12 protein-coding genes are annotated in these 11,766 nt (G+C 56.9%); 3 read left to right on the forward strand and 9 right to left on the reverse strand.

Translation table 11 applies throughout. From position 1 onward, the window contains the following. The first annotated feature begins 28 nt into the window (after nt 1-28). From ABJD00_RS21735 to ABJD00_RS21745, 3 genes are read left to right on the forward strand one after another with little or no spacing between them, the layout of a single operon-like run. Entirely contained in the window at nt 29-1,039 is a 1,011-nt protein-coding gene (locus tag ABJD00_RS21735) for a glycosyltransferase family 2 protein (protein ID WP_413849254.1), read from the forward strand. Then, entirely contained in the window at nt 1,036-2,733 is a 1,698-nt protein-coding gene (locus ABJD00_RS21740; RefSeq protein ID WP_413849256.1) for a beta-1,6-N-acetylglucosaminyltransferase, read from the forward strand. The genes ABJD00_RS21735 and ABJD00_RS21740 overlap by 4 nt, the downstream gene beginning before the upstream one ends. A gap of 6 nt (nt 2,734-2,739) precedes the next feature. Beyond that, a complete protein-coding gene (locus tag ABJD00_RS21745) occupies nt 2,740-4,167 on the forward strand; it encodes a nodulation protein NodH (RefSeq protein WP_413849258.1) in 1,428 nt (475 codons plus the stop codon). Between the two features lie 31 nt (nt 4,168-4,198). Here ABJD00_RS21745 and ABJD00_RS21750 read toward each other — a convergent pair whose 3' ends face one another. The 9 genes from ABJD00_RS21750 to paaZ form a co-directional block, all read right to left on the reverse strand. Further along, a complete protein-coding gene (locus ABJD00_RS21750; RefSeq protein ID WP_413849260.1) occupies nt 4,199-4,663 on the reverse strand; it encodes a PTS sugar transporter subunit IIA in 465 nt (154 codons plus the stop codon). A gap of 38 nt (nt 4,664-4,701) precedes the next feature. Then, on the reverse strand, nt 4,702-5,265 hold the full coding sequence (gene hpf, locus ABJD00_RS21755; RefSeq protein WP_413849262.1) for a ribosome hibernation-promoting factor, HPF/YfiA family: 564 nt from the start codon (nt 5,263-5,265) through the stop codon (nt 4,702-4,704). Nucleotides 5,266-5,496: 231 nt separating this feature from the next. Then, complete coding sequence (gene lptB, locus ABJD00_RS21760; protein WP_413849264.1) at nt 5,497-6,255, reverse strand: LPS export ABC transporter ATP-binding protein; 759 nt, start codon at nt 6,253-6,255, stop codon at nt 5,497-5,499. Further along, nucleotides 6,255-6,719, reverse strand: coding sequence for a lipopolysaccharide transport periplasmic protein LptA (lptA, locus tag ABJD00_RS21765; protein WP_413849365.1), 465 nt, complete (start codon nt 6,717-6,719; stop codon nt 6,255-6,257). The genes lptB and lptA overlap by 1 nt, the downstream gene beginning before the upstream one ends. 31 nt (nt 6,720-6,750) lie before the next feature. Continuing rightward, entirely contained in the window at nt 6,751-7,347 is a 597-nt protein-coding gene (locus ABJD00_RS21770) for a hypothetical protein (protein ID WP_413849266.1), read from the reverse strand. A gap of 10 nt (nt 7,348-7,357) precedes the next feature. Beyond that, complete coding sequence (locus ABJD00_RS21775; RefSeq protein ID WP_413849268.1) at nt 7,358-8,347, reverse strand: KpsF/GutQ family sugar-phosphate isomerase; 990 nt, start codon at nt 8,345-8,347, stop codon at nt 7,358-7,360. After that, the gene (locus ABJD00_RS21780; protein ID WP_108836797.1) at nt 8,344-8,958 is read right to left on the reverse strand and encodes a ribonuclease D; all 615 of its coding nucleotides are present in this window, start codon (nt 8,956-8,958) and stop codon (nt 8,344-8,346) included. The genes ABJD00_RS21775 and ABJD00_RS21780 overlap by 4 nt, the downstream gene beginning before the upstream one ends. Nucleotides 8,959-9,000: 42 nt before the next feature. Then, nucleotides 9,001-9,756, reverse strand: coding sequence for a PaaX family transcriptional regulator C-terminal domain-containing protein (locus tag ABJD00_RS21785; RefSeq protein WP_413849270.1), 756 nt, complete (start codon nt 9,754-9,756; stop codon nt 9,001-9,003). Then, a complete protein-coding gene (paaZ, locus tag ABJD00_RS21790; RefSeq protein ID WP_413849272.1) occupies nt 9,749-11,761 on the reverse strand; it encodes a phenylacetic acid degradation bifunctional protein PaaZ in 2,013 nt (670 codons plus the stop codon). Before paaZ ends, ABJD00_RS21785 begins: the two co-directional genes overlap by 8 nt. Nucleotides 11,762-11,766: the final 5 nt, after the last annotated feature.

Below are 11,766 nucleotides of genomic sequence, written 5' to 3' on the forward strand. Positions count from 1 at the left end.
ACGAGCGGCGGGTAGAGGATGGTTTTGATTGGGCGCTTGGCAGTCATATCGGCTCAGGCTTCAGCGCAAGCGGTGGCGCATTCGTGCGTTCCGAAAACGACGCGAATTGAAACGTGTGGTCAGCCGTACCGATCAGATCAGACCCACCGATTTGCTGGCCTTCACCACCTTGCGCAACGAGATGGTCCGGTTGCCATTTTTCCTGAATTACTACCGCGAGATGGGGATTAATCAGTTCCTGATCGTGGACAATGGCAGCACCGATGGGTCGCTGGACTATCTCGCTTCTCAACCTGACGTATCAGTATGGTCAACAGAAGCCGGTTATAAGCGCGCGCGTTTCGGGGCCGATTGGCTGAATTGGTTGCAATCGAAATATGGGCATGGCCATTGGAACCTCGTGGTCGATCCGGACGAATTCCTTGTCTACCCTTTCTGTGACACCCGCCCCCTTCGCGCGTTGACAGATTGGCTCGACGCCTCTTCGATCAAATCGTTTTCTTCGATGCTCTTGGACATGTATCCCAAGGGCCGGTTAGATGAGCAGCCCTATGAAGTTGGTCAAAACCCGCTGGAGATTGCCAGCTGGTTTGACAGCGGGAACTACACGATCTCCCGCAACAAGAAATTTGGCAACCTCTGGATCCAGGGCGGCCCGCGCGCGCGTATGTTTTTCCCTGAGGCTCCCGCCAAGGCACCCGCGCTGAACAAGGTGCCGCTGGTTAAGTGGGACCGCCGTTATGCTTACGTCAGCTCCACGCATATGTTGCTTCCGCGTGGGCTAAATCAGGTCTACGATGAGTGGGGCGGCGAAAAGGCCTCTGGCGTTCTGCTGCACGCCAAGTTCCTTGACACCTTCAACAACAAGGCCGTGGAAGAGCTGGACCGAAAGCAACACTATGCGGCCTCGGTGGAATACAAGGCCTATGCAAACATGCTGGATGAAAATCCGGACATGTGGTGCAAGTGGTCGGAAAAATACATCAACTGGCGCCAGCTAGAGATCCTCGGCCTCATGTCTAAGGGGAACTGGGCGTGAGCGTTGGTATTGTCATGCTGGTGCATACAGCGCTGGACCGTGCAGAGCAGGCCGCGCGCCATTGGGCTATGGCTGGTTGCCCGGTTGTGATCCACGTGGACGCAATGGTGCCGCGTAAAACTTATTCCGCTTTTGTCCAGGCGTTGTCGGATGTCCCGGCTGTGTTGTTTTCCAAACGCTATCGATGCGAATGGGGCACTTGGGGAATTGTCGCCGCGTCTCAAGCGGCGTCCGAGTTGATGCTCTTGGAATTCGAAGACGTGCGCCATGTCTACCTTGCTTCGGGATCCTGTCTGCCGCTGCGCCCGGTTGAAGAGCTGATTGAGTACCTTGAAGAACGTCCGCGTACCGATTTTATCGAAAGCGCGACAACGGCGGATGTGCCGTGGACGGTCGGTGGGTTGGATCAGGAACGCTTCACGCTGCGCTTTCCGTTTTCGTGGAAACGCCAGCGGTTCCTGTTTGACAAATACGTGGAAATTCAGCGCCGCCTGAACCTGAAACGCAAGATGCCAAAGGGGTTGGTGCCCCACATGGGTAGCCAATGGTGGTGTCTGACCCGGCAAACACTGACGGCCATACTGCAAGGCGCCGATCGGAGGGAGTACGACTCCTATTTCCGCCAGGTGTGGATCCCTGATGAAAGCTACTTTCAGACACTGGCACGCCAGTTTTCCACCAACATCGAAAGCCGGTCACTGACTCTGTCCAAGTTCGACTTTCAGGGCAAACCGCATATCTTCTACGATGACCACCTTCAGTTGTTGCGCCGGTCCGACTGTTTTGTGGCCCGCAAGATCTGGCCCCATGCCTCGCGCCTGTATGAGGCGTTCCTGACCGATCCGGCCGGCGCGATGAAGCGCACAGAGCCGAACCCCGGCAAAATCGACCGAATCTTTGCCAAAGCGGTGGAGCGTCGGACGCGGGGCCGCCCCGGCCTTTACATGCAAAGCCGGTTTCCTAACGAGGACTGGGAAAATGGGGTCACGGCCGCGCCCTACTCGGTCTTTCAGGGCTTTACCGAGATTTTCGAGAATTTTGAGCCGTGGTTGTCCAAGGCAACTGGCGCCCGTGTTCATGGCCATTTATTTCACCCCGACGGTGTTGAATATGCCGAAGGTCAGACGACACTCAACGGCGCGCTATCCAACAGTGCGGCGGCCCGGGACTACAACGCCAACGCGTTTTTGACGAATCTGATCTGGAACACGCGCGGGGAGCGGCAGTGTTTTCAATTCGGCCCGGCGGACAATCAAAAGGTGATTTGGCGTATGGCCAGAGATCCCAATGCGCAAGTGTCGGTGATTTCCGGCGCCTGGGCCGTCCCGTTGTTCCGTTCGAACCTGAACTTCATGGATATCCGAAAAGAGGCTGCGCGCCTGCAAAAGGTCGAAAGCGATCACCTCAATGTGCTCCGCTCACCAGGTGCCAAAGCCCGCATTCGGATCTGGACCATGGCTGAGTTCATTGAGGCACCGATGGAGCCCCTGCAGGGTATTCTGGACGAAATTGGCCAGACGCAGGCGCGCCGTTTGGCCGAGGTGCCGCAGATGGTGGATCTGACCGGTTTTGGCCAGTTCCTGCAAAACCTTAAGAATCAGGGCATGCATCCTTACCTCATGGGCGACTTTCCGGTGGTGCTGGGGCCGAAACCTGCGCAAGATCGCCCGAGAAAACCCTATCTGGTGCGGTAGCCTAGCATGGCCCAATTCGACTACTTCGTGGTGTTTGCGGAAATGCGAACAGGTTCGAACTTCCTTGAAGCAAATTTGAACGCCTTAGATGGGCTCGCATGTCACGGTGAGGCGTTCAATCCACACTTTATCGGCTATCCAACAAGCGAATCTATTTTGGATGTCACCCAAGCCGACCGCGATGATCAGCCCAAGCGATTGCTGCGTGCGATCAAAAAAACACCCGACTTGAGCGGGTTTCGTTACTTTCACGATCACGACCCGCGCGTCTTTGATGAGATGATTGACGACCTAAAATGCGCCAAGATCATTTTGACCCGCAACCCGGTGGAAAGCTATGTGTCCTGGAAAATCGCCCAGGCCACTGGGCAATGGAAACTGACCGATGCCAAGGCGCGTAAGGGCGCAAAGGCACAGTTTGATGAGGATGAGTTCTCGGCACATCTTTCCGCATTACAGGCATTTCAGGTCACTCTTCTGAACCGGTTGCAGGTGTCTGGTCAGACTGCATTCTATGTGGCCTACGAAGACTTGCAGAACCTTGATGTGATGAATGGGTTGGCGGCATGGCTCGGGGTTGATGACCGGCTTGAGGGTCTGGACAAGAAACTTAAGGTGCAAAACCCAAATGCGCTGTCAGAAAAAGTGTCGAACTACGATCAGATGAGCGAGGCGCTTGCCGCGGTAGATCAGTTCAACCTGACCCGCACGCCAAATTTTGAGCCAAGGCGCGGTGCTGCGGCACCCACCTATGTTGCCTGCAGCCATGCACCCCTTCTCTATTTGCCGATCCGGGGCGGAGGCCAAGACCCGGTGGTCGCGTGGCTGAAAGCGCTGGACCGTTCCTACGGAGGCAAACCAGTCACTAAACAGTCGCAAAACGATCTGCGCGAATGGATGCGTGGGCATCCCGGCCACCGCAGCTTTTCCGTGCTGCGCCACCCGCTGAAACGCGCGCATACGGTGTTTTGCCATCGTATCCTGAACACTGGACAGGGCGGGTATGGTGGCATCCGGACAATGCTGATCAAGCGGTACAAGATTACCCTGCCGATTGATCCCGCTGATCCCGGGTTTGGCAAAGTCGAACACCGTGCCGCCTTTGTGCAGTTCCTCGCGTTTTTGAAACCGAACCTTGCTGGCCAAACAGCGATACGGGTCGATCCAGACTGGGCCAGTCAGGCTAAGATTGTCGAAGGGTTTGCGGAATTTGTGCTGCCGGACCACCTGATCAGGCAGGAGTCTTTGGATGCGGAATTGTTGCAACTCGCCGAAACGGTTGGGGTAAAAGATGTGGCGCCCCTGTCATCCCCGCCTGCCTTTGGCGATGTGACGCTTGCAGATATCTATGATGCAGAGATCGAAAAACTCGCTCGCGCGGCGTATGCGCGAGACTATCTAATGTTCGGATTTGAGGATTGGGTCCCGACCTGACTGTCAGGCGATACACCGGAAACTGGACTGTTTAGGCAGCTTTGGCGGGTTTAGATTCATTTAGGATTGCATAGAGCGTTGAAGCGTCTGGATTCGCGCGCAACTTGGAACACACGCTGGCATCGCGCAGCGTGCGCGACACGAGAGCAAGAGCCTTGAGATGTTCAACCCCGGCTTCTTCAGGTGCGAACAGGCCAAACGCGATATCGACTGGCTGGCGGTCCACTGCATCAAAGTCGATGGGTTTGTCGAGCAGGACAAAGACGCCCATCACCTCGTCAATCCCATCAAGGCGGGCGTGGGGAAGGGCAACACCATGGCCGACGCCAGTCGGGCCCAACGCTTCGCGGGCCATTAAAGCTTCGGTTACGAGGCCTGCATGCACGCCATATGCGCCGTGCACCAGGTCACCAAGCTCTTGCAACAGGCGCTTTTTGGAGGTGACAGACATCACAACCTTAACCGCTTCGGGTTTCAGTAGACTTCCAAATGCCATTTTGTTGGTCTCCTCAGCGCCCATCGCAAACCAATCCTTTAAGGGTCAATCCAGCCGATGTTTCCGTCATCCCGACGGTACACGACGTTCAGTCCCTTTTTGCCTTCGTTCCGGAACACCAAGACCGGTGCCCCCGCCAATTCCATCTGCATCACGGCCTCGCCCACGGACAGGGATGGAATGTTGGTTTCCATCTCGGCCACGATGATTGGCTGCAGGCTCTCGGGTTCATTTTCTTCCGAATCCGAGTCAGAGGCGAGGATATACGAGGACGCGCCCGAGAGTTCAACAGGCTGTGCCCGCTCCTTGTGGTGGTCCTTGAGGCGGCGTTTGTAACGTCGCAACTGTTTTTCCATTTTGTTGGAGCAAGCGTCAAATGCGGCATAGATTTCAGTGGCATGGGCCTTGGCCTGCGCCGTCAGGCCGGTCGACAGATGTACGGTGGCCTCACACACATACTCATGTGCGGACTTGGAAAAGATCACCTGTGCGTTTGTCGGGCGTTCGGCGTATTTCTGCACTACACTGCCAAGGTCGTCGCGCACATGCGTTTGTAGAGCGTCACCAATGTCGATCTGTCTGCCACTGATTTGATATTGCATAGTCTCTCCTTTTTTTTGCTCCGAACGGACAACACGGGCGGGTTGCGGGCGCAACCAGACTTCACGTGTCAGTTAAACGGAGTGAGCTGTGTGCTGGAATGGCACCCCATGCACGTCTTTAGTGCAGTTTTAGATTCGGGGGTCATGGACAGCATCAAAGCCATGACACCATTGCACGCCACAAACACCCGTCCTGTCAATCAAAAGTGGAGTGTTGGGTAATGTCAGTGCCTACTGAATGCGAAAGTTTTCACCAAGATAAACACGCCGTACATTCTCGTTTTGCACAACATCTTGGGGTGTGCCCGACATCAGCACCTGCCCATCGTGTAGGATATAGGCACGATCCACGATTTCGAGAGTTTCGCGCACATTGTGATCTGTGATCAGAACCCCGATTCCCCGTTTTTTCAGATCGGCTACCAAATGGCGGATGTCCCCAACAGAGATCGGGTCAACACCGGCAAATGGTTCATCTAGCAGCAAGTACTTGGGGTTGGCGGCCAGTGATCGCGCGATTTCCACCCGCCGACGCTCGCCCCCTGACAGAGCCAGAGCGGGTGCCCGCCTCATATGCTCGATTGAAAAATCACTCAGCAACTCTTCCAAACGCTCGCGTCGCTTGTGGCGGTCCGGCTCAACGATTTCGAGTATCGACAGGATATTGTCCTGTACACTGAGACCGCGAAAGATGCTCATTTCCTGGGGCAGATACCCAATGCCCATCTGTGCCCGGCGATACATCGGCAGAGCCGTCACATCCGTTCCGTCCAGCAAAACAGTACCGCCTTCCGGAGTCACGAGGCCAGCGACCGCGTAAAAAGTCGTTGTTTTGCCCGAGCCATTCGGACCCAACAGCGCGACGACCTCGCCCCGCTGTACTTCCATTGAAAAGTCGCGGATCACCAGCTTCTTGCGGTAGGATTTCCGCAGATGCGAGATTTTGAGCCCTGAGGTTCCTTGGGCCAACTTCAAATCTGGTTTGGCCATTAGTTTCCGCCGGTCTCAAGAATCGTTTTGACCCGGCCTTGCATCCGAGCCGTGCCGCCATTCAGATCGACGTTCATGCGGTCTGCGCTTAGCGCACTTGGTCCCTGCACCAGCAAGACGTCGCCGGTCATGACGATTACACCGGTGTCGATATCATAGTCGGCACGCTGCCCTTCGGCGACGTCTGGGCCAGACACCAATGTCACGCCGCCCGTCGCTTCCATCCGTTGAATGCCGGCCGTTTCTTCGCGATAAATTACGACAACGCGGGCCGCTGATAGGCGCATATCCCCCTGCGCAATCACCACATTCCCAGTAAAGATCGCCTCGCCCGTGGTCTGATCAACGTTCAACTCATCTGCTGTCACCTCAACCGGTGCTGATGTGTCCTGTTTGATCGCGCCAAAGGCGACTTGGGTGCCTTGGGCAATCGCTGGCGACGAAAGTCCAAGCAGCGCAAGCATTGCGAGGGTACGCAGGAATATCACGGATTAATCACTCTTCTCTTATCTGCGGCGTGTATATCAGCTTCACCCCGTTTGTGAAAACCAAATGGGCGTTGGACCCTGCCTCTTCGCGTTGCAGGCGCATCTGCCCGGCATCTATCGTGCCAAACGGCGCAAAGCCTTGGACGGAACCAGGGGATTGCACCAACAGCGAGTCAAAGTCGGCAATTAGCGTTTCACTGGATAGATTGAACCCGGACGACGTCGTGATCACCACGTTTCCCACAAGCGTGGATGTATTGGCCTCCATGTCAAACTGGCCCTGATCCGACATGAGGATAATGCGGGTCCCGGAGACCAAATCGATCTGCGCGGAAAGGTCCACGGCCTCGTTGTTGAGCCCGCTGCGCGTGGCCATCGTGTCCGCCGTAAGCGAAACCCGATCCCCACCATTGGTCGTGCCAGAAAAGAAGGGGCCGGTGATCTGTTGTTCGCTCACCCTTTCGTCGATTTCAGTATTGGCAAAAGGCAATGTGGTCACAGGATCGACATTGCGCGACAGCAAAAATAGCGTCGACAACAACAGCAGCGCCATCAGCGGCAGCAGCACCTTGAGCCATGCGACCAGTCGTGAATAGCCGTCCATGCCATCTTTCCTAGCCGAGCCCGACTCGCAGGCAGTCGTGAATATGGATCAGTCCCAGAGGGGGTTCTGCCTGATCTTTTTCAGTTTCGGTCACAAAAAGGCAAGTCACCGCGCGTTCGCCATCTTTCCCGTTCATGATTCCCACCGCCTCTTGCGCCAACAGGTCTGGTGAGATCGTTCTGGGAGATGTGGTCATCACATCCCGCGCCTTCAAGTCCAGCAGTTGATTGCTCATGTGTCGGCGCAGGTCACCGTCGGTGATAATTCCAGTCAATGCGCCTTTCGGGTCTGTCACACCGACAACGCCAAACCCTTTTTGGGAGATTTCGATCAACGCCTCTTGCATAGGTGCATCTTCGTGGACCAGTGGTATGGCGTCGTCCTTGTGCATCAAGTCCGACACCCGCGTCAGCAATGCGCCGAGTTTTCCACCGGGGTGGAAGTCGCGAAAATGTTCGGCTGTAAAAGAGCGATGTTTCATCAGGGCCACGGCCAGTGCATCGCCCATTGCCAATGTCATTGTCGTCGAAGATGTCGGCACCACGCCGCTGCCGCAGGCTTCACCGATATCTGGCAGTTGCAAAACCACGCTGCATTGACGGCCCAAGGCACTGCCCGGCGCTTTGGTAATCCCGATTTGTGGAATGTCAAAGCGCCCAGCGTAAGCAATCATATTGGCCAGTTCTGGCGCCTCGCCCGAGTTCGAGATGGCAAGCACAACATCGTCGCGCGTCACCATTCCCAAATCGCCGTGGCTGGCCTCGGCGGGGTGCACAAATTGCGCGGGTGTGCCGGTGCTGGCCAGTGTGGCTGCGATCTTGTTGGCGATATGGCCCGACTTGCCGATACCTGTGACAATCACCCGCCCCTTTGTGGCCAGAAGCAGGTCGATGGCGGCGCGAAAGTTGGAATCAAGGCTATTGGCGAGGGTTTCAAGTGCGGCCGCTTCGGTGCGGATCACGTCACGTGCAGTGTCTATGAAGGGCGTATTGCTGCTCATGAATGCGCAAAGATGTCGGTGTCAGGCCACCCGGCAAGGTCAAGGTTTGACCGCATGGGCAGGAAGTCGAAACACGCCTGCGCCATTTCCATCCGCCCTTCGCGCACCAGTCTTTCGTTCAGAACCTCGCGTAGGCGGTGCAGGTACAACACATCCGAGGCGGCATATTCGATCTGCGCCTTGCTGAGCGTGTCAGCGCCCCAATCGCTCGATTGCTGCTGTTTTGAGATGTCGACGTCGAGCAGTTCTTGCAGCAGATTTTTTAACCCGTGCCGGTCCGTATAGGTGCGGATCAGGCGGCTGGCGATCTTGGTGCAATAAACGGGTGCCGTGACAGCGCCAAAGGCGTTTTGCATCGCGGCGATGTCAAAGCGGCCAAAGTGAAATAGTTTGAGTACATCCGGGTCCGTCAGCAGCGCACAGAGATTCGGCGCCTCTGTCTGCCCCAGCTTGATCTGCACAATATGTGCGTCGCCGTCGCCGCCGGACAGTTGCACGACGCAGAGGCGGTCGCGGTGCGGGTGCAGCCCCATGGTTTCACAATCGATGGCCACGATCGGTCCCAGATCAAGGTCATCAGGCAGGTCGGAGATATGCAGATGGTTTGTCATAAGCCCGCTATACCGCGTGTGTAGGGCTTGGGAAAGCGCGGTTTATCGCGTGTCCAGCTGGTCTAAGGCGGGCCGCTCAAAACGATCCAGCAGCTGGGTCACCAGCGCGCGACAGTCATGCCCGCGCCAATCAGGTGTATGAGCGGTTTGGGGCAGGTTGGGATGTTTCAGTACAAGGCGACGCCAGGCGTGCACGATCATTACCCGCAATACTGCCGTTTCAAGGGGTGATATTGGTTCTGTGACCTCGGATTCAATCTGGGTCAGGACACCAAAGAGAGCATCATAGCTGCGCACCAATGCTGGCGGTTCGATCTGAGCGCCAAGCCAGTGCGGAATGTCGTCGACCGCGAGGATCATAGCGTCGGATGGCGTGGGCGTGTCTTTTGCACACAAAAACAGGTTGGGTCCGATTGAGGTAAAAAGCGCCGGATCAAGTGCCTCTGCGCCATTGCGTACCAGAACCGCCTTCGCACGTGTTCCTGCAGTCTCAGTTTGTCCATAGATCCGGGGCCGCGCGGCTTCGCTGTCTTGCCTTCCCTTTGGCGTAAGACGGTGTTGACTGATCCGTCCCTGTTTCTGGGAGGTGATCCACCCATCGGCCCGCAATCGGTGCAACGCTACGCGTGTCGCTTCGGGCTTGATCCCGATCCCGTCCATCAGTACCGACAAGGTGGGGCCCTCTAAGGAGCAATCCGGTGCCAAATCGCCAAAAACAGTCACTAACAGGGACCAAACACGTATTGGCCCAAGCGTACTAAGGGCGGTGACAGCCCGTGTGTAGGCCTGTTCACGCATTCATCGTTAACAGTTCATATTCTGCCACGGTTTCATCCAGTTGATTGGTGAGCGTCACGTGCCAGCGTACTTCGCCATAGTCATCGTTACGGGGGGTCTTGGCTTTGACCGTGAGGCGCACCTTAATGCTGTCCCCCGCCTGTACCGGTTTCATGAACCGCAAATGATCAAGCCCAGTATTGGCTAAAACCGGACCCGGGTCAGGTTGCACAAACAACCCCGCGGCAAAGCTGAGCAACAAATAACCATGCGCCACCCGTCCGGGAAAGAAAGGATTGGCCGCGGCGGCTTCCTCATCCATGTGGGCGTAAAACGTGTCGCCTGTGAAATGGGCGAAAGTGTCGATGTCGTCCATCGTGATCGTACGCGCAGGTGTGTGCAGCGTGTCGCCAACGCTAAGGTCTGCAAAGGGTCGGGTGAACGGGTGGGCGTCTTCGACCGCCTCGGCTGCGCCCGGCACCCATTGGCCGGTGATTCCGGTCAGGATGTCCGGGCTGCCCTGAATGGCAGTGCGCTGCATGTAATGCTTGACGGCACGCACGCCGCCCAGCTCTTCGCCCCCGCCAGCGCGGCCTGGTCCGCCGTGAACCATGTGGGGCAGGGGTGCACCATGGCCTGTCGCCTCTGTCATGGAGTCTCGATTGTTAAAGTAGAGCCGTCCATGGAATCGGGCGGACTCAAGAGTGAGGTCACGCGCGATGTGCACATCGCGCGTGATGACAGAGGCAACCAGCGACCCTTTGCCTTTGTTCAGCAGTGTGGCTGCATGGTTAACATCGCGGTACGGCATGACCGTGGACACAGGTCCAAACGCTTCGACGTCATGCACCACGGTCGCTGCATCCGGGTCCGCGCAATGAAACAGCATAGGGGGCAAGTAGGCGCCCGGACTGTCCGCCATGCTGAACCTTTCGGGATCGCCAAACACGCGTTCGGCCTGCGTCGCGAGTTGGTCAGATTTCGTCAAAACATCCTTTTTCTGCACATTAGACACTAACGCACCCATCTGGGTGCCGGCGTCGCGCGGGTCCGCAACGGTGATGCCGGCCAGCTTTTGGCTGAGCGCGTCAATCACGGCCTCGACCTGCGTTTCGGGTGCCATCATCCGTCGGATAGCTGTGCATTTCTGCCCAGCCTTCGTCGTCATCTCGGTCACGGTTTCTTTGATGAACAGGTCAAATTCGGGTGTGCCGGTGGTCGCGTCAGGCCCTAACACCGTGGCATTCAGGCTGTCCTGTTCGGCCGAAAATCGCACTGCATTGTTGCGCAGATTTTCATTGTCGCGCAGGTGCAGTGCGGTGTTAGCCGACCCGGTAAAGGTCACAACGTCCTGGCAATCCAGTTGGTCCAATAGATTGCCTGTCCCCCCCGCGATCAGTTGCAAAGCGCCATCGGGCAACAGACCACTTTCGATGATCAGGCGAACACAGGCCTCCGTCACATAAGAGGTCGCTGTCGCGGGTTTGATAATTGCAGGCATCCCGGCGAGCAGAGTTGGCGCAAGCTTTTCCAGCATTCCCCAGACCGGAAAGTTGAAGGCATTGATGTGGACGGCGACGCCCTGCAGCGGCGTGCATATATGTTGGCCCATGAACTGCCCCGACCGGCCCAGTTGTTCCGGCGCGCCATCCAGATAGACTTGGGCATCCGGCATCTCGCGCCGACCTTTTGAGGCAAACACCAACATTGTCCCGATGCCGCCATCCACGTCGAACAGGTGATCGGATTGCGTAGCGCCGGTGTCAAAGCTGAGGTCGTAGAGAATTTGGCGGTGCTCGCGCAGATGTAGCGCAATGGCTTTGAGCATCCGGGCGCGGTCATGAAACGTCATTGCTCGCAAAGCAGGTGCACCAGTATCGCGGGCAAAACCGCGCATTGCGGTAACGTCCAGCGCGTCATTCCCGGCCTCAGCGATCACATCCCCTGTAATGGCGCTTTCAATGGGCCGCGCTCCTGCTCCGGGGGCGATCCACTGACCGGCGGCGAAACTGTGAACCTGACGCATGGTGC

The organism is Tateyamaria sp., assembly GCF_039945315.1.
Lineage (GTDB): Bacteria > Pseudomonadota > Alphaproteobacteria > Rhodobacterales > Rhodobacteraceae > Tateyamaria.

Excerpts from the sequence above, each read along its gene's own strand:
- lptA (WP_413849365.1), bottom strand. The coding sequence starts at position 6,719 with ATGCTTGCGCTGCTTGGACTTTCGTCGCCAGCGATTGCCCAAGGCACC.
- lptB (WP_413849264.1), bottom strand. The coding sequence starts at position 6,255 with ATGGCCAAACCAGATTTGAAGTTGGCCCAAGGAACCTCAGGGCTCAAA.
- ABJD00_RS21750 (WP_413849260.1), bottom strand. The coding sequence starts at position 4,663 with ATGGCATTTGGAAGTCTACTGAAACCCGAAGCGGTTAAGGTTGTGATG.
- paaZ (WP_413849272.1), bottom strand. The coding sequence starts at position 11,761 with ATGCGTCAGGTTCACAGTTTCGCCGCCGGTCAGTGGATCGCCCCCGGA.
- ABJD00_RS21775 (WP_413849268.1), bottom strand. The coding sequence starts at position 8,347 with ATGAGCAGCAATACGCCCTTCATAGACACTGCACGTGACGTGATCCGC.
- hpf (WP_413849262.1), bottom strand. The coding sequence starts at position 5,265 with ATGCAATATCAAATCAGTGGCAGACAGATCGACATTGGTGACGCTCTA.
- ABJD00_RS21785 (WP_413849270.1), bottom strand. The coding sequence starts at position 9,756 with ATGCGTGAACAGGCCTACACACGGGCTGTCACCGCCCTTAGTACGCTT.
- ABJD00_RS21770 (WP_413849266.1), bottom strand. The coding sequence starts at position 7,347 with ATGGACGGCTATTCACGACTGGTCGCATGGCTCAAGGTGCTGCTGCCG.
- ABJD00_RS21780 (WP_108836797.1), bottom strand. The coding sequence starts at position 8,958 with ATGACAAACCATCTGCATATCTCCGACCTGCCTGATGACCTTGATCTG.
- ABJD00_RS21745 (WP_413849258.1), top strand. The coding sequence starts at position 2,740 with ATGGCCCAATTCGACTACTTCGTGGTGTTTGCGGAAATGCGAACAGGT.